This window comes from Mesorhizobium sp. 113-3-3 (assembly GCF_016756495.1).
GTDB lineage: Bacteria > Pseudomonadota > Alphaproteobacteria > Rhizobiales > Rhizobiaceae > Mesorhizobium.
In genome coordinates this window covers 6,812,353-6,834,107 of sequence record NZ_AP023243.1, presented here as the reverse complement: position 1 = coordinate 6,834,107, position 21,755 = coordinate 6,812,353, and the positions used below count along the sequence as shown (strand labels likewise).

Annotated in this window: 21 protein-coding genes; 18 read left to right on the top strand and 3 right to left on the bottom strand. The window is 58.8% G+C overall.

Annotated features, from left to right (window positions below; all coding sequences use genetic code 11):
- Positions 1-560 precede the first annotated feature (560 nt).
- The 3 genes from JG746_RS32845 to JG746_RS32835 are packed head-to-tail and all read left to right on the top strand — an operon-like array spanning position 561 to position 1,722.
- Positions 561-764, top strand: coding sequence for a CCE_0567 family metalloprotein (locus JG746_RS32845; protein ID WP_027033180.1), 204 nt, complete (start codon positions 561-563; stop codon positions 762-764).
- Positions 761-1,078, top strand: a complete 318-nt coding sequence (gene fdxB / locus JG746_RS32840) for a ferredoxin III, nif-specific (RefSeq protein ID WP_096453599.1) — start codon at positions 761-763, stop codon at positions 1,076-1,078. Before JG746_RS32845 ends, fdxB begins: the two co-directional genes overlap by 4 nt.
- The gene (locus JG746_RS32835) at positions 1,075-1,722 is read left to right on the top strand and encodes a nitrogen fixation protein NifQ (protein ID WP_202324397.1); all 648 of its coding nucleotides are present in this window, start codon (positions 1,075-1,077) and stop codon (positions 1,720-1,722) included. The genes fdxB and JG746_RS32835 overlap by 4 nt, the downstream gene beginning before the upstream one ends.
- On the opposite strand, the gene rpoN is transcribed toward JG746_RS32835, so the two are convergent.
- On the bottom strand, positions 1,719-3,173 hold the full coding sequence (gene rpoN, locus JG746_RS32830; protein ID WP_096453603.1) for an RNA polymerase factor sigma-54: 1,455 nt from the start codon (positions 3,171-3,173) through the stop codon (positions 1,719-1,721). The two genes, JG746_RS32835 and rpoN, sit on opposite strands and share 4 nt — an antisense overlap.
- Before the next feature lie 74 nt (positions 3,174-3,247).
- Positions 3,248-3,796, bottom strand: a complete 549-nt coding sequence (locus JG746_RS32825; protein WP_096458527.1) for a peroxiredoxin — start codon at positions 3,794-3,796, stop codon at positions 3,248-3,250.
- Between JG746_RS32825 and JG746_RS32820 the strand changes: the two genes are divergently transcribed.
- The 13 genes from JG746_RS32820 (at position 3,786) to asnB (ending at position 17,585) form a co-directional block, all read left to right on the top strand.
- A complete protein-coding gene (locus tag JG746_RS32820) occupies positions 3,786-3,947 on the top strand; it encodes a hypothetical protein (protein WP_202296339.1) in 162 nt (53 codons plus the stop codon). The two genes, JG746_RS32825 and JG746_RS32820, sit on opposite strands and share 11 nt — an antisense overlap.
- A gap of 852 nt (positions 3,948-4,799) precedes the next feature.
- Entirely contained in the window at positions 4,800-5,231 is a 432-nt protein-coding gene (locus JG746_RS32815; protein WP_010913581.1) for a hypothetical protein, read from the top strand.
- 17 nt (positions 5,232-5,248) lie between these two features.
- Positions 5,249-6,466, top strand: a complete 1,218-nt coding sequence (locus JG746_RS32810; protein ID WP_010913582.1) for a cytochrome P450 — start codon at positions 5,249-5,251, stop codon at positions 6,464-6,466.
- Between the two features lie 38 nt (positions 6,467-6,504).
- Entirely contained in the window at positions 6,505-6,750 is a 246-nt protein-coding gene (locus JG746_RS32805; protein WP_027056547.1) for a ferredoxin, read from the top strand.
- A gap of 211 nt (positions 6,751-6,961) precedes the next feature.
- On the top strand, positions 6,962-7,501 hold the full coding sequence (locus tag JG746_RS32800; protein ID WP_010913584.1) for a nuclear transport factor 2 family protein: 540 nt from the start codon (positions 6,962-6,964) through the stop codon (positions 7,499-7,501).
- 183 nt (positions 7,502-7,684) lie between these two features.
- Positions 7,685-9,325, top strand: a complete 1,641-nt coding sequence (locus tag JG746_RS32795) for an SDR family oxidoreductase (protein ID WP_202324393.1) — start codon at positions 7,685-7,687, stop codon at positions 9,323-9,325.
- A 250-nt stretch (positions 9,326-9,575) separates the two neighbouring features.
- Positions 9,576-10,619, top strand: coding sequence for an LLM class flavin-dependent oxidoreductase (locus JG746_RS32790; RefSeq protein WP_202324391.1), 1,044 nt, complete (start codon positions 9,576-9,578; stop codon positions 10,617-10,619).
- Positions 10,620-11,126: 507 nt separating this feature from the next.
- Positions 11,127-12,035 (top strand): phosphoenolpyruvate mutase, encoded by a 909-nt coding sequence (gene aepX / locus JG746_RS32785; RefSeq protein WP_010913588.1) that lies wholly within the window; start codon positions 11,127-11,129, stop codon positions 12,033-12,035.
- Positions 12,036-12,079: 44 nt separating this feature from the next.
- On the top strand, positions 12,080-13,270 hold the full coding sequence (locus tag JG746_RS32780) for an aminotransferase class I/II-fold pyridoxal phosphate-dependent enzyme (protein ID WP_202324388.1): 1,191 nt from the start codon (positions 12,080-12,082) through the stop codon (positions 13,268-13,270).
- A 30-nt stretch (positions 13,271-13,300) separates the two neighbouring features.
- Entirely contained in the window at positions 13,301-14,119 is an 819-nt protein-coding gene (locus JG746_RS32775; protein WP_202324385.1) for a phosphocholine cytidylyltransferase family protein, read from the top strand.
- Positions 14,116-14,715, top strand: coding sequence for a phosphatidylcholine/phosphatidylserine synthase (locus JG746_RS32770; RefSeq protein ID WP_199201497.1), 600 nt, complete (start codon positions 14,116-14,118; stop codon positions 14,713-14,715). The genes JG746_RS32775 and JG746_RS32770 overlap by 4 nt, the downstream gene beginning before the upstream one ends.
- A gap of 30 nt (positions 14,716-14,745) precedes the next feature.
- Positions 14,746-15,660 carry a class I SAM-dependent methyltransferase gene (locus JG746_RS32765; RefSeq protein WP_202324382.1) on the top strand — a complete coding sequence of 305 codons (915 nt, stop codon included), beginning with the start codon at positions 14,746-14,748 and terminating at the stop codon, positions 15,658-15,660.
- A gap of 32 nt (positions 15,661-15,692) precedes the next feature.
- Positions 15,693-17,585 carry an asparagine synthase (glutamine-hydrolyzing) gene (gene asnB / locus JG746_RS32760; RefSeq protein ID WP_202324380.1) on the top strand — a complete coding sequence of 631 codons (1,893 nt, stop codon included), beginning with the start codon at positions 15,693-15,695 and terminating at the stop codon, positions 17,583-17,585.
- Between the two features lie 38 nt (positions 17,586-17,623).
- On the opposite strand, the gene JG746_RS32755 is transcribed toward asnB, so the two are convergent.
- Entirely contained in the window at positions 17,624-18,931 is a 1,308-nt protein-coding gene (locus JG746_RS32755; protein WP_202324376.1) for an alkaline phosphatase family protein, read from the bottom strand.
- 166 nt (positions 18,932-19,097) lie between these two features.
- Between JG746_RS32755 and JG746_RS32750 the strand changes: the two genes are divergently transcribed.
- Together JG746_RS32750 and JG746_RS32745 are read left to right on the top strand one after the other, a co-directional pair.
- Entirely contained in the window at positions 19,098-20,804 is a 1,707-nt protein-coding gene (locus tag JG746_RS32750; protein WP_202324374.1) for a pyridoxal phosphate-dependent aminotransferase, read from the top strand.
- 54 nt (positions 20,805-20,858) lie between these two features.
- Complete coding sequence (locus JG746_RS32745; RefSeq protein WP_202324370.1) at positions 20,859-21,650, top strand: DeoR/GlpR family DNA-binding transcription regulator; 792 nt, start codon at positions 20,859-20,861, stop codon at positions 21,648-21,650.
- Positions 21,651-21,755: the final 105 nt, after the last annotated feature.

Below are 21,755 nucleotides of genomic sequence, written 5' to 3'. Positions count from 1 at the left end.
CGGCCGCAACCTGTCGTCGGGCTTGTCCAATCCACGACACGCCTGGTGCCGGCCTGTCTTCCTGCCGCGCTCTTGAGCAAACCCATGAATGGGATGAAGACAACTTTTTATGAGCTGCGTCCTGCGTTCCCGGCACGGCGCTTGAGGCTTCCTCCTGAGGCGGCAGCCGCCTCGCGATTATTTAGATCCTGGTTGATGCGATCAATGGAGCGAAGGAAAGCAACGCGCCGGATCCACGCGAGATCCGCCTTCTCTGGCATAGGGGCGTCGCCAAATCGACACCCTCACGATATGCGCTCACCGCCCGCGTCGACGTCGGGAACAAGATCTTGATTGTCGTCTGCGCTCAACCGCTCTTATGCCGAACTCGAAGGATACGGACCTGCGTCTCGCCGCGCGGGATTGCATAAGCTGGCTGCAGCGTCCATCGGCATCACCGGTTCGGCTTCGAGACGTTCCGGAAACCCGCCGAGGCCGGCGCGCCGGCGATGCGCTCGTGGCCATCGAAGCGCGTCCCGACATGGCGCGGGCGTAACGACCGGCTTGCGAGGAAGGGGATCATGTCAGACCTTGCGCTGTTGCAGAAGAAGGTCCGCAAGCTGCAGTCGCGCGCGGGAGCCGCCAAGATGGAATTGCACGACCTTGCCGAGGACCTTCCGGTCAACTGGACCGAGATCGAGGCGGTCGCCTGGAAAGCCTTCGAGGTTTTTGCCGAGTTGGATGCGGCAAAGGAAGAACTCGCAGCGTTGGAGAATTCACAATGACGGGCGCTTTCGTCACCCGCGACGGCTCTCCCTGGACGCCGCACTATCTGACGGCGATCGATGGCGCGACCTGCATCGGCTGCGGCCGCTGCTTCAAGGTCTGCTCGCGCGAGGTCATGCACCTTCATGGCGTCGATGACGCAGGCGAAATCCTCGGCATCTGCGCGGGCGAGGACGACGACTTCGACGGCGAGCTCAACCGCATGGTCATGATCGTCGACCATGCCGGCCGCTGCATCGGCTGCGGCGCCTGCGGCCGCGTCTGCCCGAAGAACTGCCAGACCCACCTTGCGGCCGACCAGCTTGCTGCATGAGCTGGGAACAAGACCAGCAGAACGGCGCCACATTCGCCCATCACCGTGGCTGTTTCAGCACCAGCCAATGGCCGCCGACAGACCAGGCGGCGGCGTTCGACCGGCATGTGCTTGCCTGTGTTTTCTACCTCGCGTTCGAGGAGGTCGAGGCCGGCAAGGCGACCGCGACCGAAGCAACCGGCCTTTCGCGTGCCGACCTGCGAGATGTCATGACACGCTATTTCCCGGCTGTTCCCGTCAACGCCTTCGCGCTGGAAAAGCTGACCGATCCCGAGCCGGATATGGAGGAAGGGCTTCTGCGCGGCTTGCTTATTGGGCATGCCAGGCCAGGCGATCCGGCGAGCCCCCTCTTCGCCAAGATCATCGCCAGGCGCAGTTTGCGCAATGACCATCTGTGGCAGGACCTTGGCCTTTTCAATCGGGCCGAACTCAGCCGCTTAATGGCCAGGCATTTCCCGGCGCTGGCGGCCGGCAACACCAAAAACATGAAATGGAAGAAGTATTTCTATCGTAAGCTCTGCGAGGCTGAAGGCCTTTCGCTATGCACCGCGCCCAGTTGTCAGGAATGCGGCGATTTCGAAAGCTGTTTTGGCCCGGAGGAAGGCGAAAGCCACTTGGCACGGATCAAGAACGGGCTCGCTTAAGAGCCGCTTTCGTCGCCGCCGCCGACCGGGCTTGATTGGCATCGAAGACGCACGCGCTTTTCCCGGCGACGTCGCGCGGAGGACGGGATGTTCAGCGCCTCACGATATTTCGCAACGGTGCGGCGAGCAATGTCGATCCCGGTTTCCTTGAGCCGGGTGGCAATGTCGTCGTCTGAAAGCACTTCGTTGGGCGATTCCACGGCAACCATCGCCTTGATTTGATGGCGGACAGCTTCGGCGGAGTACGCGTCGCCGCCTTCGGAGGAGCCGATCGCGACAGTGAAAAAATACTTCAGTTCGAACACGCCGCGCGGGGTCAGCATGTACTTGTTCGACGTTACCCGGCTTACCGTCGACTGGTGCACGTTGATCGCATCCGCGACAGTCCTGAGATTGAGAGGCCGCAGGTGGGCGACCCCATGTTCAAAAAAGGCGTCCTGCTGGCGGATGATTTCAGCCGCTACCTTGAGGATCGTCTTGGCGCGCTGATCAAGGCTGCGGATTAGCCAGTTCGCGTTTTGGAGGCATTCGTTGAGAAATGACTGATCTTTCGAATTTTGAGCGCTTAGGCGGGAGACCTGGGCAAAATAGTTTTGGTTCATCAGCAGCCTAGGCAGCGTGTCTGGATTGAGTTCGATTTGCCACCCACCTCCGGGAGAGGGCTGGACCAAGACGTCGGGAATGATCGATTCAGGCCCTCCGGATTGGAATCGGTTTCCGGGCTTGGGATCGAGCGCGCGGATTTCGTGCAACATTTCGAGAAGGTCGTCTTCATCGACACCGCAATGGCGCTTCAATGTTTGAAAATCGCGTCGCGCCAGCGCTTCAAGATTGGCGACCAGCGCTGCCATTGCCGGGTCGAACCTGTCTAGCTGCCGCAATTGTATCTCAAGGCATTCGCTGAGAGTTCGCGCAAAAATACCCGGTGGATCGAACTGCTGCAAGGTTCCGAGAACCCGTTCCACAACAGCCTCCCGGACATTCAGGCTGCGGGCCAGTTCCGAAAGGTTCACCGGAAGGTATCCGGTGTCTTCCAGATGACCGGCAAGCTCGCCAGCTATTCGCCGCTCCAGCGGCGCGAATGCGCTGAGAGCGATCTGACGAGCGACATGGTCGTGCAATGTTTCGATGGACGTCCAGGAATCTTCGAACGCATGGTTTCCCCCCGGTTGGACATTGTTTTTGCCGCGGATTGATTTCCACTGCGAGGCCCGATCCGATATTCCGCCCGTGGTCGGCCCGATGCGCGGGTTCCCGGCCGAAATCGACGGAATGTCCTTCGGCGCCCGGTTTGAGGCCCGTTCCAGAAAGGGGTTCTTCTCGATTTCCTGCTCGACGAACTGATGCAGTTCGGGATGCGCCAGTTGCAACAGGCGAATGGATTCCATCATTTGCGGCGTCAAAACCAACGATTGCTTCTGACGCTGAAGCAGGCTTGCTGAGGACTCCATGGCTAGCGTGAAACTCCTACCGAGCGACCCTTCGCCTTGTGCAAGGGGATTTTCGAGACGTTGACTCGTCTAGATCATGCAGCCGTCACGGCTTTGGCGGCTCTCAACGTTTCAAGGACGTTCTGCGGCGACGATACGCCATAGGGATCGGCCTCGCAGTTGTCGCAGAAACCGTCCTCCTCGAAGCACTGCTCCACTACGCCATTGTTGATCACGGCAGCGTAGCGCCAGGAGCGCATGCCGAAGCCGAGATTGTCCTTGGCAACCAGCATGCCCATCTTGCGGGTGAACTCGCCCGAGCCGTCTGGGATGAGCTGGACTTTCTGCAGCCCCAGGGCCTTGCCCCAGGCATTCATGACGAAGGCATCGTTGACGGAAACGCAGTAGATCGCGTCAATTCCCTCCTTCTCGAACTCGTCGTAGAGCATTTCGAAATCGGGCAACTGCAAGGTCGAGCAGGTCGGGGTGAAGGCACCGGGCAGCGAGAACAGGATGATGCGCTTGCCGCGGAAATAGTCGTCGGATGTCTTGTCTTCCCAGCGGTACGGGTTTGGCCCCTCGATGGAGTCATCGCGAACACGCGTGCGAAAGGTGACGAAAGGAACCTTTTTTTTGACGGTCATCAATGTGCTCCTGGAGGAAAACTGGTGCGCTGCTTTTTCGGTTGAAACTGACACGGCATCGACCTCGGCCGGCAATTCGGCCGGGCGCCGCGCGTTTTGTGTCGGCCTTGGATCAGCCATGGCAAAACCGCTCGCAAGCACGGGCGTCTGAAGAAACGAGCTCTCGATTTGCCGCGGCAACGAGAACGGTACGCGCTTGTACGGGGCGTCGCGATGTCAGCAATGGTCTTACTCCTGGCCACCTTGTGATGGGTTCTGCCGAGTACGACGCAAGCGCCATGCCATTTGATTTTAGGCTTGGGTTCACACTGTTTTTTGCAGCGACCCTCTTTGCCTTGAGCGGCCAGAACCATGCCTTCGCCGAGACCGAGCGCGCCCATAATCACCAGATCGTGGGCTCTGGGCGGAGGGGATCCCCTTTATGGGTATCAAGCCGCGACCCTCTTTGTCCGAAGCTGGACAAAAATGTCGGAAGTCGGACCGGAGGGTCGCCGGGTCGCCGGGTCGCCGGCGCGGCGAACACGTGGCTCGTATTCGAAGCGAAAATCTGGGCTCAAACTCGGAACGAGGGACAGGAGTCGATCGGGGTTAACCTGACGAGGGTCCCTATGGCCTCCGTTCTCAGGATTGAGACGGCTGACAGGCCCACGCGCTTCGCCCTATCGACGCTCGCGAGACCGCTTCGAAATCGACAACGGGTACAAAAAAGCCAGCACGTCCATTAGCAAGCTGGCCATGTGATCTTTCTGAACCGCGCTTGCGTGAGGCGGGCACGGTCCCAAGGTGATGGAAAAAGCCGCCTTGTGCTCTCGGAGCATTTTGAAGCTGCCGCGACTTTGCTGTCGGGTTTGTCATGTCCGGGACAGCCAGGCTTGCGGCTGCGCATTCGTTCAAGCTGTTGAATGATATGTAGAAAATCTCCTGCAGGGCTCTTTCCGCGCCGTTGGCACGACTTTTGAAGCTCTCATGTGAGACGGCAGGAGATACCGACTGGCGTCCATTCGTGAGTGATATCGCGCTCAATGCAATGAAGGAAGACGACATGTCAGGTCAGCGTCAGTTCAGATTCTATCCGAAACGGGCATTGCCCGCGGAATGCAATATCGACCGGCGTGACTGGCGTCACCGTCACAACCGCCCGGCACCGGCCAATGGCCACCGATCGATCTGCAGATACGGTTCGACCAGAATGTGCTTGCTCCTGCCCTCTCGCCGGCGCTTGAGGAGACCGGCGAGCACTTCGGCGGCCAACCGGTCTTTCGCGTGCCGCGCTGCGGATATCCTCGCAGAGATGATCGACCCCGAACCGCTGTGGAGCAAGAGCTTCATTCCGGTTCGCCGTTCGAAGCTGGAAAACGCCGGGTCTCCGACGATTTCGCTCGTCGGCTCTCTAGATGACCAAGATGCCATGGTGCGCGGCCTGGTTAGTGGTTAGACGGCAGGAGAAATGCAATGGCGATCAACCCGGTCCCAGATCATGTCCCGCCCGAAATGGTGAGAGACTTCAGCCTGTTCACATCGCCAGGCATGCCACCAACGCCCAACGGGGATCCACACGCAGCCGTCGCTTGCGCCCATGACGGGCCTCCGATCTTCTATTCCCCCTACAACACGCAAGATGGCCGGGGCACCTGGGTCATCACCCGCGCCGCAGATCAGCGTAAGGTGCTGCAGGACACTGAAACTTTTTCCAGCCATCGCAGCATCTTCTCCTCCATACTGGGCGAAACCTGGCCGACGATCCCGCTTGAGCTCGATCCACCGGCCCATGGCGCATTTCGCTCACTGCTCAGTCCGCTGCTTTCGCCCAAGCGGGTGACGGCACTGGAACCGGCTGTCCGTGAGCGAGCGATAGCCCTGATCGACCGGATCACCGCATCGGCCACGAGCTGCGACGTCATGAAGGATTTTGCCTTTCCGTTCACTGTCAGCATCTTCCTTCGGTTTCTGGGGTTGCCGGATCAGGGACTCGATACATTTGTCGGCTGGGCGAAAGATCTGCTCCACGGCGACGATGTGGAACGACCTGTGGCTGCCCGCAAGATTGTGGCTTTCATCGATGAACTTGCAACCAATCGCCGCAAGGATCCGGTCGACGATCTCATGACCTTCATCGTGCAGGCACAGATCGAGGGCCGCCGGCTAACCGACGGGGAGATCCGTGGCATCGGCGTGCTTGTGTTCGTCGCGGGACTTGACACTGTCGCAGCAGCTATTGGCTTTGACCTGGCTTATCTAGCGCGCAACCTCAAGGATCAGGAACTGCTGCGCAGCGAACCGGCCCGCATCCTGCTCGCAACCGAAGAGTTGCTGCGGGCCTATCCGCCCATTCAGTTGATCCGCGTGGCTACGAAAGATATCGACTTCGAAGGCGCGCCGATCCGAAAGGGGGACTATGTTTCGTGCGCCACGATGATTGCAAATCGCGACCCGGAGGAATTCGAATCCCCCAACACGGTCGATCTGGCGCGAGATCACAACCGCCACGCCGCCTTTGGCTATGGTCCCCACCGTTGCCTTGGCTCACACCTTGCCCGGCGCGAGATTGTCATTGGCCTGGAGGAATGGCTGGCGCGCATACCGACCTTCCGGATCAAGGAGGGTACAGCGCCCATCACCTGTGGCGGCCATGTGTTCGGGATCGAAAATCTGATCCTGGACTGGTCATGACCATCGCCGAGCCATGCCAAGACAATGGAGGCAGCGCTATGCGCATTATCGTCCACAATGCCAAATGCCAGGGTCACGCGCGATGCTGGGCGCAAGCGCCGGACATCTTCAAGCTTGATGACGATGGCTACATCCTGCCCGGTGACATTCAGGTTGCGGAGGGGGAGCAACTGCTTGCGTCACAAGGCGCGCGATCCTGCCCCGAACGTGCGCTGGAAGTCGATCGCACCTCGGCAGCGCGGTTCGAACCAGCCGCCATGCAACCAAGAACTGGGGAAGCTTAGGTGGAATCGACGAGACGTGGCCCCACACCGCAAAGCAAGATGTCCGGCCGCTTCCCTGCCAACCTCCTCTCCGGCATCGAGACCTCAATGACACGCACGCGACACGTGAAGTTCGTCTCCGTTCTGGCTTCTTCAGTTGCCGATCGGTTCGACCTTGCACGCACCTAGAGGCACGAAACGCCTCTTCCAATCTCAAATTTGCGACAGAGCGATGGGCCAGGCAAAAATCACCGAACTGCGCGACCGCGAGGCGATCCGCGACTGCCTTTATCGGTACTGCCGCGGCATAGACCGCGCGGATGAGGCTGCGCTGCGCAGTGCATATTGGCCCGATGCGCATGACAATCACGGTGCCTATCGCGGCTCAGCCGAGGGCTTCTTTGAGTTTGCGCTTGGTCTCTTCAAAACCGGACCGCGCTTAATCCACCAGATCACGAACGTCTTGATCGAATTCATCGACCCGTCGGAGGCCGTGGTCGAAAGCTATTTCACCGCGCTGCAACGCGGACCAGACAATGACGGAGAAGCACGCCAGGTGCTTCTCTGCGGCCGTTACTGCGATCTTTTTCAGAAGAGGGAAGGGGCGTGGCGCATTGCCGAACGGACCGTCGTTTACGATTGGCTCGAAGAGCAGACCCCACCAGCGGTCCCCGAGGCAGAACGGTTCGGCTTGCGGCAACCGATCGGAGCAGCGCATCCCAATGACCCGGTTTACGCGCTCAGGAAGCGCCGCAGCTCGTCATCAAAATGAAAATGCCATGCATGTCACCACAATGCTTTCCAAGGCTCCCAATTGCGGAGCCGCGTCGCGGGAGCGGTCGCGGAACGCAACACGTCTACCCGGTATGGAAACTCGCCGTCACCAGGACGTCCGCGACCGGTCTTGCGGCTGACTCGCGTCGATATCTCTGACGCTGGCTGCGGAGAGGTTCATATGAAGCAGGCAGGACGGGTCGTCATCATAACGGGAGCGGCAGGCGGAATCGGCCGTGCGCTGGTCGAGATCGTTGCCGCCGATGGAGACATCGTCGTTGCGGTGGACCTTCCTGGCAGCGGCGTTCTTGAACTGGCCGGCGGTCTCGGCCATCCGCATCTGGGCCTCGAATGCGATGTCTCACGAGAAGAGGACATTGTCGCCCTATACGGCCGCATCGAAGCGCAGTTCGCGAAAATCGATGTTCTCGTCAACAACGCGGCGATAGGACCCGCCATGGCTGCGACTATCGACACCGGTTTCGAGGCCTTCCGACGCGTGCTGGCAACAAATCTGATCGGGCCTTTCATCATGGCCGGCGAAGCGGCGAGGCGCATGCAGCCCGGCGCTGCCATTGTCAACGTCGCTTCGCTGGCGGGCGTGCTCGGCAATCCCAAGCGCAACGCCTATGCCAGCTCGAAGGCAGGCTTGATCGCTCTCACGAGATCGCTTGCATGCGAGTGGGCCTCGCGCGGCATCCGCGTAACGGCGGTAGCGCCAGGATACGTGCGCACGCCGATGGTGGCGGAACTGGAACGTGCGGGCAAGATGGACCTCGCGGCCGTGCGCCGCCGCGTGCCCATGGGGCGAATGGCGCGCCCCGACGAGATCGCTCGGGCCGTGCGTTTTTTGGCCAGCGCACAGACGGGCTACATCACAGGATCGGTGCTGACGGTCGACGGCGGTTGGATGTCGTTCAACCAGCCGGGCGACGCGCACCCGCCGGTCGACGAGACGCCTCGAGGCGAACTCTTCCGGCCGGCCGAACGAACTGGCGCGCGCACAGTGGTCGTGACGGGCGGCGCGAACGGTATAGGCGCCGCCGTCGTTCGCCGCTTTGCCGCGAACTCCGACACAGTCGTGATTGCTGATAAAGATGGTGCTGGGGCGGCAGAACTCGCTGATTTGCTGGGCGGCAGGCACGTGGCGAAATCCGTCGACTTGGCGGTCGAGAGCGACGTGGTGGCGCTGTTCGAGGAAATACGGGGGCGCTTCGGTCGCATCGAGGTCCTCGTCAACTGTGCTGCTATTGCCGATACGTTTGTGCGAGGGATCGAAATCCCGCAACAGATCGAGCGGGTGCTGGACGTCAATCTCACCGGCACCTTCACCTGCGCGCGCGAGGCGATCAAGTCGATGGACGCCGGCGGCGTAATCCTCAATCTTGGATCGATCAATAGTTTCCTGCCCTTCGTGCCGCGCCATGCCTATGGGGCGTCCAGGGCGGGTATGAACATTCTGACCCGGTGCATGGCGGCCGAACTCGGGTCGGTCGGCATCCGAACGGCCACCGTCGCTCTTGGCTATATCCGTACGCCTGACATTGCTCAGTTGGTCGAGTCCGGCTGCATCGATTCCGTAGCGATCAAACGGCGCATCCCGATGGGGCGGATGGGAGAGCCCGAAGACGTCGCCGAGGCAGTGTTCTTTCTGGCCTCGCCTGATGCCTCATACGTAAACGGCTCGACCCTCTACGTGGACGGCGGCTTGACCTCGTTGGCTGACGCGCGAAACGCCCAGCCAACCGATCAAGAAAATCCAACGGAATGTTCGCCGGCGACGGGTTGCGGTTCGTCGAAGCCGACGAGGTTCGAGGATTGAGACTGCGGCTGCATGGAACGTGCCAAGCGCGGCTTGCCAAGTGATCGTCTTCATCGGTGACGGAAAACTCGTCATCAGGGTCGAATGACTAGCCAGGTTTTGGCGCTTGCCTGCGGCCGCCGAACGATAAGCGGCTTTGCGCAAGATCGTCGACTACGTCGTCGCCAGGCCGCATCGATACCGCGACCCACCCGCAATCGGCACAAGTCGAAGGCTTGATTGGCCACTTTGTGTAAACGAGGGACACGCCATGGAATTCGCGACGTTCATCTTGGCGGCCCAGCGAGGCTATCATCAATCGTGCGACAGCGTCATCGGTAACTCCATTGAACAGACAATCGCTTCAGAGCAGGCTGGCTTCAACACCGCTTGGTTCGCCGAGCACCACTTCAACAATTACAGCCTGGTTCCCTCGCCCTTGATGATGGTGGCGCACTGTGCTGGCCTTACGAGCACCATTCGCCTTGGCACCGGTGTGTGTGTGCTGCCGCTATATCAACCGCAGCGCCTGCTCTCCGAGATCGGCTTTGCCGAGATCGTTTCGAACGGCCGCCTCGAACTCGGCGTCGGCTCGGGATACCAGCAGTTCGAGTTCGAGCGCTTCGGCGTCGATGTCGATCAGGCGCCGGCCGTGTTTGCGGAATACCTGGATATCCTTCTCAAGGGCCTTAACCAGAAGGTCTTCGAGCACAATGGCCAGTATGAGAAGATACCTTTAACGGCGATTTCGCTGCGCACCATCCAAAGGCCAGCCCCACCGATCTGGATCGCCTGCGGGTCCGCGCGAAGCATGTGCCGGGCCTATCGTGAGGGCCACAATCTTTTCGTCACGGCGTTCCACAACGGCTTGGAAAACTTAAGAACGCTGCGTGAGACCATCGAGGCAGCAGCGGCCTCGCGGGGTAAGGATGTCACCGCCGCCAAGATAGGGCTTCTGCGCTGCTGCTATGCCAGCGACGATCAGGCGGAGATCGACAGCTATCTCGACAACGCCCGCTTCCAGCGCCGGCTATCTGAAGCATTTCATCAGCGCCGCCAGCAGAGCCGGGACGGCTATCTGCTGCAGGAAACACCGACGCAGCAGGATCTGTCGTTCGAGACCATGCGCCAGAACCTGCCGATCGGCAGCGTAAGTCGCGTCATCGATCGCCTGCTGGAAGAGATAAGTATCCTGAAGCCGGACCAGATCGCAATTCAGACCCAATTGGGAGATTTCGACCAAAAGACGATGCTACGCCAGATTGAGCTCTGGGGAGACAAGATCATCCCATCGATCAACAAGTCGCTTGGTTAGGTCAAGGCTTGAAGTTCGGAACGGCCACTGGGGGAGCTGAAATCTCGCATGCCGATGCTCGACACTTCGTCCATGAGGCATGGATAAATAATCAAGCCGACCGGCGATCACCGGGATCGAAGACCAACGTCGTCCGTCCTTGCCTGCACGGACCGCCGGTCTTCCGCTCCCTGTCCATCTCGCTTGAGACCGTTGATCGGCAGCCTCGGAACGGCCGCCATGGCGTAGACGAATAGCCACTCCCGCTACCCCTCTTGTGTCCGAAGTTGGACGAGGATGTCGGAAGCCCGACAAATGTCGAGAGGGGACCTGGCCCGCCGGTATGGAGAACTGGTGCGGCGCAGGTGGTTCGCCAATTCGGCACGCGCCTTGCTTCATTGATTCTGTATGTGTGCACGACAGTGGCAGATCGCCGATCGGTGGGCAGAGCGGTTCGCCTCTGAAAGTACTTCGTCGGCAGCGATGACAGGCTTGTCGGCTGGACAGCGTCGGTGGAGGTGAGACCGTATGGTGGAGAGGCAGTCTGGTGCGCAGACGCGAGAGAGCTTGCGCCGAATGATCGCGTCCAGTGAACTCGCCTTCGCAATGGAGGCTCATGACGGCCTTTCGGCGGCGATTGCCGAGCGCGCTGGCTTCAAGGCGCTCTGGGCGTCCGGCCTCTCGATTTCATCCAGTCTCGGATATCGAGATGCGAACGAAGCTTCCTGGTCCCAACTCGTCGATGTCGTTGAGCGAATTTCCGACACGGTGGACATTCCAGTCCTCGTCGACGGGGACAGCGGGTTCGGGAACTTCAACAATGCCCGTTTGGTCGCCCGCAAGCTGCGCCAACATGGCGCGAGCGGCATATGTATCGAGGACACGGCGTTCCCGAAAATGAACTCGTTCATCGGTGATCGGCACCCGTTGGCCGATATTCCCGAGTTCTGCGGCCGGCTTAAGGCGGTGAAGGACCAAGTGCCGGATGCGGAGTTCGTTCTGGTCGCCCGGATCGAGGCGCTCATCGCCGGCCGCGGAGAGGATGAGGCGCTGGCGCGAGCACAAGCCTACGCTGAGGCCGGCGCCGATGCTATTCTGATTCATTCCCGCAAGTCCAACGCTGAGCAGATTTTCGCCTTCACGCGCGCCTGGCAGAACCGCCTTCCGGTCGTGATCGTGCCTACGAAATATTACCGCACACCGGTCTCCGCGTATCGGGCGGCCGGAATCTCCACGGTCATATGGGCGAACCACAACATGCGCGCGGCGATCTCGGCCATGCGCCAGGTCTGCGACCGCATCCTCCGCGAAGAAAGTACCGCCGGTATCGAGGACGAGGTGGCGACGCTCGACGAACTCTTCGATCTGCTCAATTACCAGGAACTCTCAGCGGCGGAAGAGAAATATCTGCCGCAGACGGCGACCGGCGTGCGGTAGCAGGCCCAGCCCGTCTTTGAAAGCAAACGAAAACGGGAGCGCACATGCTTGCGCATCGGACAAACCTGTTCGGTACATCGGGTACCGCCGCGGCGCGCGCTGCCGCAAAAGCGGCGGCCGATGCTGGCAAGGAGATCGTCGATCTGACCGCCGGCGAGATCTGGAGCGAGCTTGCTCCCACGATTCGCGACGGCGCGATCGACGCCATCAATAAGGGCGTCAATCGCTATACCGATACGGTTGGCATGGTGGAGCTGCGCGAGGCACTGGCGCGGAAGATCTCCCTCGATACCGGACAGATCTGGAAGGCCGAGGAAGTTGCCGTGACGTCCGGAGCGAAGCAGGCCTTGTTCAATGCCGCAATGGTGCTGCTGAACCCGGGCGACGAGGTCATCATCCCGGCGCCTTACTGGACAACGTTTCCGGCCCAGGTGCTAATCGCCGGCGGCACACCGGTCTTCGTCGACACCAGATCCAACGGTTACGTCCCGCGCCCCGAGCACATCAAGGAGGCGGTCACCGAACGAACGCGGGCGATCGTCGTCAACACGCCCAGCAATCCGGCCGGTGCGGTCTACGATGTTGAGACCCTGATGGCCATCGCTCAACTGGCGGTCAGCCACAACCTGTGGATCATTTTCGACGAGTGCTATGGCGACTTCGTGCATGAGGATCATACCCACCATCCGATCGTCTCGGTCGCCCCCGAAATTCGAGCACGCGCGCTGATCGTCAGCTCCTTCAGCAAATCGCTGGCATTGACCGGCTGGCGCATCGGCTATCTGGCGGGTCCAAAAGAGGTGATCAATGCCGTCAACGCGCTGCAATCGCACACCACTTCGAATCCAAACGTAATTGCCCAGCACGCGGTGCTCGCCCATTTGCAAAGGGGTGGCTCGGACTATGAAGGCAAGCTGCGTTCACGCCTCACAAGCGCCAGACGGATCGGTCTTGACGTGCTTGCTTGGTTGACGCGTGTACCGGTCCCCAGGGCGCAAGGCGGCTTCTATTTCTATCTCGACCTTTCCCATCTGCTGCGATCGGCATCGGAAGACGGCGCCTCAACGACAGCCGACGATATCGTGACGGCACTGCTTGCCGAAACTGGCGTCGCAGCTGTGTCGGGCGCCGCGTTCGGTGACCCCGCCGGCCTGCGCCTGTCCTATGGAATTCCATCTGAAAAACTCGCGACCGGCCTGGCCCGGCTCGTCGAATTCCTCAACTCCTGGAAATGACACCGCAACACAACGAAAGAGGTGAATGAGATGCCTCCCGCTGCTCCCAGGAAAGCCGTCATTCTCGCTGCCGGCTTCGGCTCCCGCCTGCGTCCGCTGACCGATCTGTGTCCCAAGCCCCTCGTCGAAGTCAACGGCACACCGATACTTTACAATGCACTGTGGAACCTTCAGACGGTGGGAGTTGAAGAGGTGACGATTGTTGTCGGCTATCGCAAGGATGCCATTCGCCATGCCTGTGGCGAACGCTTCGGCAGACTTGAAATCAACTATGTCGAGTCCTCGGTCTTCGACAAGACAGGGAGCGCGTACTCGCTCTGGCTGGCACGCGACACGCTTCTTTCCGGCGACTGTTATCTCCTCGAAGGTGACGTCTTCTTCGAAGAAGATGCACTGCGCCACCTGATCAGGGTCGAGGCGCCCAATGCCGCTGCGGTCGCGCCCTTCGATCCATCCATGGAAGGATCCGCGGCCGTCCTTTCCAGCGACGGCTTCATATCCGAAGTCCGGTTGAAGCAGACGGCGGCAAATCTGGCATCAGGCACCCCGGTGCTCTTCAAGATGATGAACCTCATCCGGTTCTCTGGCGCCGAACTCCAAACGGTGATCGTCCCGGTCCTCCACGACCTGATCGGCTCGGGCGCAATCAAAGCCTATACCGAGGAGCTGCTCGCGCATCTCATCGAGCAGCGCGGACTGCAACTCGCCGCGGCGCGATGTGACGATTTGCGATGGTACGAGATCGACAGTGAACAGGACCTGCGGGTAGCGGAAAGGATTTTCGCCTTCGAGCGACCTCACAGACATAGTGCCGACGCGCCGGCCGCCGTGGCGGGGGTAGGAGGATGATCCGCTATCTGTTCGACGCTGCAAATGCCATTACAGCCCTTGGGCTGATATTGGCCACCACGGCGATCTACTTTGCTTTGATCGGGCGCTTCGAGATTGGCATCTGTTTCGGCTTGTGGGCTCTTTTGGCAGATGATGCCGACGGCATGGTCGCGAAGAGTTCCCCGAACCGGTCCGCTTTGATGGCACAGCTGGGTGGCGCGTTGGACGGGCTGCTTGATTTGGTCTACGCAGCCGTCTTTCCAGCGGTTCTGATTTTGTCCTTCAACGCGTTCTCCGTTCTCGCATTGTTGGCTGCCAACTGCCTCATCCTGTCAGGGGCTCTGCGCCTCAGCTATTTTTCGACGTTCGGACTGGACGCTGACGGATTCGGCAGAGGATTGCCGTTGAACAATAATCTCTTCGTGTTGGCGTTCCTCTTCGTCGCCGACCATCACTTGCCGGTGCAAGGCCTGGGCAACCTATTGATCGGTGCAGGGTTTGTGCTGTCGGTCCTGCATCTTTCAAACTTCAAATTTCCAGGTACCGGCAGTGCGTTGCGCTTGGGTAACCTTACACTCGCCGCAGCCGGATCTGTCGCCTTGCTCACAAAGTGAATCAGTTTGCAGCTATAGGGAAGAGAATACATGGAGAACTCTTTCGAGGCCGAAACTCGCACCGTCTTTGATCGCTACCAGCGCCAGCAGGAGAATGACGACCACATATTCGACAGGTTGGTCTCTCTGATCGAGGAGGAATATTTCGGCTTGCCTACCGGTAGCTTCCGCGGTCTTGATGTCCTGGACGCGGGCTGCGGCTCCAACGCGAATGCGTCCTATGCGTTTCTCGACAAGGGGGCACGAAACGTTGTTTCGCTTGAATTGAGCAATGATTGGATGGATTGCGCGCGCAAACGCCTCAGCCGATTTGGGCCGCGCTCGGAACTGGTCGCGGGCAGTGTGCTCGATCTGCCGTTTGACGACTTCAGTTTCGATTTTGTCCATTGCGCAGGGGTTTTGCCGAACACCAGCAATCCGAAAAAAGGCTTTGAAGAGCTTGCCCGTGTAACCCGCCCCGGCGGCAACTTCTTTTTGACGATTATGGGCACCGCCAACGGCGTCATTTACCGATGCATCAATCACTTGCGAGAACTCTACCAAAGCGACGGTCAATTCCGCAGTTCCATCGACAATCTGGACGCATCCACCGCACGCGAAGCCATCAACTGGATGTTGAGAATAAAGGACGGCGAAGAGGAAGAATATATACCCGGCGAAAACGAATTCTTTCGGAGCCTTTTTGACGATGATTTGTTCGTGACGATCCGGGATCGTTTCCAGGCGCCGACCTATCACGAGTTCGCCTTCACAGAGGTACAAATCCGAGGCTGGTATGGCGAGTGCGGCTTCGAGAAGATCCGCAGGATCTCAAGGTATACAAAAAATTTCCATAATCTTCGGCGCTTTCTCGCTCCGATGTACCGTCATTATGACCACCCGCTGGCCCGCTTCTGGTTCGGCGATGGCTGCATCCAGATGATCGGCGAAAAGCCGAGCACGTAGTTGGCGTTATTCGTGCCAAGAGAGCGACCCCAATGTGCGGAATCTTTGGGATAGTCCTCAAAAACGAGGGAACACCCGTTTGTGCTGAGGCCGTTGAGCGTTGCGCTGAGGCTCTCGCTCATCGCGGGCCTGATGCCAGCGGCCTATACATTGATCAATCGGTCGCATTCGCGCATCGACGGCTATCGATTGTCGACGCTCATTCTCGCGCCAATCAGCCCTATCGCGATGACAATACCGGAGTGGTGGTGACGTACAACGGCGAGATATTCAACTATCGGGAAATTAGAGCTGAATTGAGGGATATGGGTTTTTCCTTTTCGACGGTGTCCGACACCGAGGTTCTAATTCTTAGCTATATTGCTTGGGGAAAGTCATTCTTAAACCGCCTTGACGGGATGTTTGCCTTCGCGCTTTTCGATCCACGGAAATCGCTTGTTCTCATCGCCCGAGATCGTTTGGGGGTAAAACCCCTCTACTACTCGATTTGCGATGTTGGGCTTCTGTTTGCGTCGCAGCCGAACGCTCTCATTCGCTGGCCGGGCGTCATGCGCGGACCCGACATGATCGGCGCGCTCAGTTTTCTTTCCTATCGCGCGGTTGTCGGCGCCAGAACGCTGTTCGCCGGGATTTCCAAGTTAGAGCCCGGCCATCTCCTCGAAATAAGAAATGGGCGACACACGTCCGAACGTTGGTGGAATCTGTCAGAGCGCATTTCGCGATGTAAGCCCGACTACTCCGACATACGCAGACTACTCGGAAGCGCCGTCGAACGTCAGCTGGTGGCTGACGTACCGGTCGCCGCATTGTTGTCCGGTGGACTTGACTCGAGCATCCTCGCCTATGAGGCGTCCGCCCGCTCCCAAATCCGTCCGATCTGCTATACCGGCAAGGTCGAGACCGCCGATTATGACGAGACGGCTTATGCGATGGAGGTCGCCGCAGAATTTGGGCTCACTCACCGGGTCGTCCCAATTGGAGAACCTTCCGATATCTACGCTGTGTCAGAGCTGGTTCGCCTGCGCGGACATCCGCTTGGGATGCATAACGAAATCGCAATGTTTACGCTCGCAAAGGCGATTTCGAAGGAGCATAAGGTCGTCCTCACCGGCGAGGGTGCCGATGAGATTTTTGCTGGCTACAGCCGATTGTTCCGTACGCCGTATGATTACAATCGAAGCAAGATCATCGCCGCATTACCACGTGCTCTTGCCCAGGTCGCACGCCGGCGCCTCGGACTCGACGTCCATTGCAGTCAATTGCAGTTCTTCCTGGCGCGTTACAGCTACTTCCCGACCGATGAAATCCGCTCGCTTGCCATCGATGGGCGGATACGAAGGGAGCACGAGATGGCTCTGTTCGATCACTTCTCGACTCAATTTGCAGAGGCCGGCGGAGATTTCTTTAGCAAGATCTCATATGTTCTCGTCTCTACGCATTTGCCCGCATTGCTGGAAATGGTTGACAACACCACAATGGCAGCTGGGCTTGAAGCTCGCGTTCCTTATACCGATCACCAGCTCGTTACCGCCGCAATGGCGATGCCCGGCTCACAGCGGTTGAGGTGGAGGTCTCCAATCGCTTCGGTCCAGGCACTGTGGCATCCGGTTGCTTCCTTCAGCGAACGTCTCGATGTCTCAAAATTCCCCTTAAGAAGGGAATACCGGAGCGTCTTGCCCAGATCTGTTCTATCTCGCAAAAAGATGGGATTTCCGCTGCCACTGGGTCAGTGGGCCGTTGGCGAGGGAGCAACGGAATATCGAAGGCTGCTGTTTGATAAGGACTCTCCACTGGGAGATTTGTTCGATCCTGCTGCTTTGTGGCGTTGGTTCGAGGCCGGACGACGAAATCCTTCAGACTCGTTTGGTCGGAAGTTCTGGCTGTTGGCCAACCTTGGGATATTCTTCAAAGAGGTATTCTCATGACGAATATGCGAGACCGCAGGCGGTCGCTTGCGGGCATCTTACAGAAGACCCCTTGCCGAAAACGGGGCGTCGGACAATCCCAAGATCTGAGCAATGGTTGGCGTGAACTCTTCAGCGGAGCCCCAGGCAATTTTGCAAGGTTGCATTCCAGGGATGCTCAACAGGCATATCCGATCGTCCTCCGCGCTGCCCGGTCGAAAACCGTGGGTGGACAAGTATCGAGGTCTGCCCGTCGGGCCAGCTTCTTGCGTGGCTCCAACGGTCTCCTCGAAGGAGTGTCCAGGAGGTGCGACATAGGTCGCTATGCAATCACGTTCATTTACCGGAACATGGTCGCTCGACCACGGCTCCACTTGGAAGCGCGCCAACAGTCCGTCTGCGATTCTGCGGTCATGAGCTCCGTCAACCAGGACATGGAGCGTCGCTCCTTCACTTTCCCAAAGCAAGTCAGGGATGATCGCATCCGGATAAATGGTTGTGTGGACGGCGCTATGTCCATGGTCACTTGCGACTACGATCGCGTAATCGTCTTCCCGCCCGACTCGCCTCAGTCCTTCGATGAGAGCGCCAATCATCATGTCGGCCGCGGCGATAGACCAATGTGCCGCCTCGCTTTCGTATCCGAACTGATGCTGAATCGAATCCGTCATGTCGATCTCGGTCAAAATGAGATCAGGCGGGTTCTCCGAGCAAGCCAGCGCTCCTGCAGCCCCGATCATGAGATGATCCGCGGCCAGGCCCGCAACGAGAGGAGTGCTCGCAACGGTGTCACGACTGGACGGGAAGCCGAAGAGATCGAGCACGCCGGCGGCTCGCAACCGTCCGTTTGGATCTTTGATCATGCGCGAGCGAGCGATGCGGTTTTCGGGCAGGCTCTTAAATGACCGGCTTCCCTGGAGAAACCCTCGTTCCCACCAGGCCGGGACGAAGACATCGCAATCGGCTGGGTCGATCAACCCAGCGCCGATGGACGCGACATCAAGCCCGCTATTTTTGGCAAGCTTTGCAATGGTCGGAACCCGCAGATCAGACGCGTCGGCGCAGACAAACGAGCCATCTCGCACAATGTGGTTTCCGTAGATCCCGTTCGCTTGAGGCGCCGCGCCGGTTAGCATGCTTGCGCGCCCCGGCATCGACGTTCCCGGCACCGTTGAGCGCAGGCGAGTGATGGACAGACCGTCTCCTGCCAAACGAAGAAGCGTCGGCAACCGATGTTTGTGCTTTTCGAAATAGTCCGCGCTTACGCCGTCCATGAGGATCAGAATCGCTTTCGTAGGAGCGCGCGGCTTTATCGAGGCAGGCGTCTGAAAACGAGCGGTAGGCCTGGATGGATTGGTGTGGGTCATGTTGCACCTGGAAGAGACCGATCGAAACCAAAGCCCCCTATAGGCTTCGGATGACGCCGGTATGAACGCATCACGGGATACTTCGAGCGCCAGTGGGTCGTTTTGATTTTGGGAATGGGCGCTTCTACGCGCGCTTTTTGTTTCCTTCAGAAGAAAGGAGTCCGAGATGGCCGATACGACCCGAGCTATTTTTGTCCTCGATTTCGCAGGGCCAAAAATACATCTGTGGAGTGGCAGCTACGATGCACCGTCGGTTCCTATCAACGGTCAGCCGCTCTTGGACCGTCTCGTCAATGCCTGTGTCGAAAACGGCATTGAAGATGTCACCGTCGTTGAAAACTTGAGCAGCGGCACATTCGATGGGTTCCGCCTGCAGGACAGCACAAATACGCTTTCGTGGCACGACGCGCATGACGGCGATCTCATTGAGAAGTTTTGCCAACATAATGGCGATACCCTTCTGATATGGGGAACGCCGCTTTTCGACAGTGAGGTTCTTGACGGTATCGATGTCAACAAAGGTTTGCGCGGCTCCGCTTGGCGGCCCGACGCGCCGACCGGGATTTATCGATTGAGTGCTGATGTTCTACGCAATCTTCTGGCCGAAAGCCGCGCCGCGGTATCTCTGCATCAGGCCTTGAGCACGTTGGTCGCGGGCCTGTCCCAGCTGGACGTAGCGTTGCCTGACAATGTGCTGAATGCTGGCTCGAAGCTGCTCGATATTTGCGACGGTGTCGACGCATCCATCGCGGAATTTCGGTGTGACAAGGAGAACGTGCTGCGGCGTCTGGAAACCAGCGTCGGAGGTTATTGGCGCAAGCCAATCGCCGAGCACATGCTTCTTTGCAATACCCGCTTCCCTCCCAAGACTTTTTACGATCGGCTGGCGGCGAGGCTCGAAGGCGTGTTGACATGCTATCCTTCTCAGCAGATCGATATCGCTTCAGTTGTTGGCACGATGACCTCGCAGCAGCCGGACTTTATTGCAGTCGGAAACGGGGTGACCGACCTCATCCAGGCGCTCTATTCAACGCTGAACCCAACAATCGCGATTCCCGTGCCGACGTTCGCCGGCTTTCAAACACCTCTCGATGACGAACAAAAGAACAACTTCGTCCTCACCCCGCCCTATTTCGATCTCGACGTTCGAGCTTTCCTGGAATTCGTGCTGGCGACAGGCGCGGATACGGCAATCGTTGTAAATCCAAACAATCCGACCGGTCGACTTGTTGATCATGCTGACGTGGCATGGCTGGCGGAGGCCCTAGGATCTCGAGGGCGGCGGCTGATCGTGGATGAATCGTTCATTGATTTCCCCGCTGCTGGCCGATCAAACAGCGTTGAGAATCTGGTGCCGTCCTGTGACAATTTGATCGTGGTGAAGAGCCTTGGAAAGGTCTTCGGACTTGGCGGAATCCGGCTCGCCTACCTCATGGCTGGCGATCCCGCGCTCGTTGCCGCCGTGCGCCGGAAACTGCCGCTGTGGAACATTAACGGCATTGCGGAATACACACTGTTCCTGCTTCCCGAATTCGCAGAGGAACTGGAAGACAGTCTAGAGATGTTGCGAGAAGATAGAGAGCTGTTCATCGAGGAGCTGCGGACGGTACCGGGCCTCGACGTCGTACCTTCGCAAACGAATTTCATCTTGTGCCGGCTGCCTGAAAATTCGCTATCCGCTGCCGAGCTCAAGCGCCGCCTTGTTCTGTTCGAATCCGTCCTCGTAAGAGAATGCGGCTATCAAGCCATGAACGACGCAGATCGATATCTGCGCCTGACGGTTCGAAGTCGGACGGAAAACGAAAGGCTGGCAAAAGCTCTGCGGCGCACCTTAAGCCGCTCAACGGCCTCTGAGACCGACGCCCTGACGTGACATTTGCGCAGTGAACCGAATAGCCTTTTTTCGAATGCCGCGAGAGAGAGAAGCATGTCGCTTAGTTACAATCGTCATAAAAGGCTCGTTGAAATCATCCAGGCGAATGGCGAAGTGCGCATCCGAGATTTGATGCAGCGGTTCAATATTTCAGAAGAGACTGCGCGGCGGGATATCAAACGGCTCGAGCAGGATGGCTTGGTCGCACGGGTCCATGGTGGCGCGGTCGCAACGCAACAGCCAAAGCTGCTGGCCATCTCATCGCGAGCTGTTTCCGAGCGCGCGGAAAAAAGCACCATCGCTGAGATCGCCCTGGGTCTTCTGAAGTCCGGTCAGAATCTCTTTTTCGGGGGCGGCAGCACCATTCTGTCGTTGGCCAGCCGCATATCGGCCCTCCCGGAAATGCGCGTCGTCACCAACATGGTCGATACTGCCATCGCCGCGGCCGAAGGCCATCGGCATCGCGTTGTCATGCTGGGGGGCGATTTCAATGTCGATTTCCGGACCGTAAGCGGATTCACCGCCTTGCGTACACTCCGCGAACAGCAGATCGACGTCGCATTTATCGGCGTCAATGCGGTGCATCCGAATGGCGTTTTCGACCATGAACAGGTCGGACAGGAGCTTGCTGCGACGCTCTGCGAGCAAGCACGGAAAATTGTCATTCTCGCCGATCACAGCAAATTCGGCTTGTCGGCGCGCTACCGCATCCTGCCCCATTCGGCGATTACCGCGATCATCACCGACCGGAGGCCTGCATCGGACATGCTGGACAAGATCGAAGCCGCCGGTGTTGAAGTTCTATATCCGCAAAACCGTCACAACCCCGCACTGGTCTCTACTTGATCCTCTTCTTTCAGCCCGCACGGCTGCCCCAATCGTGAAACATTTTTTCCATTTGATTTCAATAACCAACACAATCCGTCTCAAACATGCAAAAAACCGTCACAT

Excerpts from the sequence above, each read along its gene's own strand:
- JG746_RS32845 (WP_027033180.1), top strand. The coding sequence starts at position 561 with ATGTCAGACCTTGCGCTGTTGCAGAAGAAGGTCCGCAAGCTGCAGTCG.
- fdxB (WP_096453599.1), top strand. The coding sequence starts at position 761 with ATGACGGGCGCTTTCGTCACCCGCGACGGCTCTCCCTGGACGCCGCAC.
- JG746_RS32835 (WP_202324397.1), top strand. The coding sequence starts at position 1,075 with ATGAGCTGGGAACAAGACCAGCAGAACGGCGCCACATTCGCCCATCAC.
- rpoN (WP_096453603.1), bottom strand. The coding sequence starts at position 3,173 with ATGGAGTCCTCAGCAAGCCTGCTTCAGCGTCAGAAGCAATCGTTGGTT.
- JG746_RS32825 (WP_096458527.1), bottom strand. The coding sequence starts at position 3,796 with ATGACCGTCAAAAAAAAGGTTCCTTTCGTCACCTTTCGCACGCGTGTT.
- JG746_RS32810 (WP_010913582.1), top strand. The coding sequence starts at position 5,249 with ATGGCGATCAACCCGGTCCCAGATCATGTCCCGCCCGAAATGGTGAGA.
- JG746_RS32805 (WP_027056547.1), top strand. The coding sequence starts at position 6,505 with ATGCGCATTATCGTCCACAATGCCAAATGCCAGGGTCACGCGCGATGC.
- JG746_RS32800 (WP_010913584.1), top strand. The coding sequence starts at position 6,962 with ATGGGCCAGGCAAAAATCACCGAACTGCGCGACCGCGAGGCGATCCGC.
- JG746_RS32795 (WP_202324393.1), top strand. The coding sequence starts at position 7,685 with ATGAAGCAGGCAGGACGGGTCGTCATCATAACGGGAGCGGCAGGCGGA.
- JG746_RS32790 (WP_202324391.1), top strand. The coding sequence starts at position 9,576 with ATGGAATTCGCGACGTTCATCTTGGCGGCCCAGCGAGGCTATCATCAA.
- aepX (WP_010913588.1), top strand. The coding sequence starts at position 11,127 with ATGGTGGAGAGGCAGTCTGGTGCGCAGACGCGAGAGAGCTTGCGCCGA.
- JG746_RS32780 (WP_202324388.1), top strand. The coding sequence starts at position 12,080 with ATGCTTGCGCATCGGACAAACCTGTTCGGTACATCGGGTACCGCCGCG.
- JG746_RS32775 (WP_202324385.1), top strand. The coding sequence starts at position 13,301 with ATGCCTCCCGCTGCTCCCAGGAAAGCCGTCATTCTCGCTGCCGGCTTC.
- JG746_RS32770 (WP_199201497.1), top strand. The coding sequence starts at position 14,116 with ATGATCCGCTATCTGTTCGACGCTGCAAATGCCATTACAGCCCTTGGG.
- JG746_RS32765 (WP_202324382.1), top strand. The coding sequence starts at position 14,746 with ATGGAGAACTCTTTCGAGGCCGAAACTCGCACCGTCTTTGATCGCTAC.
- asnB (WP_202324380.1), top strand. The coding sequence starts at position 15,693 with ATGTGCGGAATCTTTGGGATAGTCCTCAAAAACGAGGGAACACCCGTT.
- JG746_RS32755 (WP_202324376.1), bottom strand. The coding sequence starts at position 18,931 with ATGACCCACACCAATCCATCCAGGCCTACCGCTCGTTTTCAGACGCCT.
- JG746_RS32750 (WP_202324374.1), top strand. The coding sequence starts at position 19,098 with ATGGCCGATACGACCCGAGCTATTTTTGTCCTCGATTTCGCAGGGCCA.
- JG746_RS32745 (WP_202324370.1), top strand. The coding sequence starts at position 20,859 with ATGTCGCTTAGTTACAATCGTCATAAAAGGCTCGTTGAAATCATCCAG.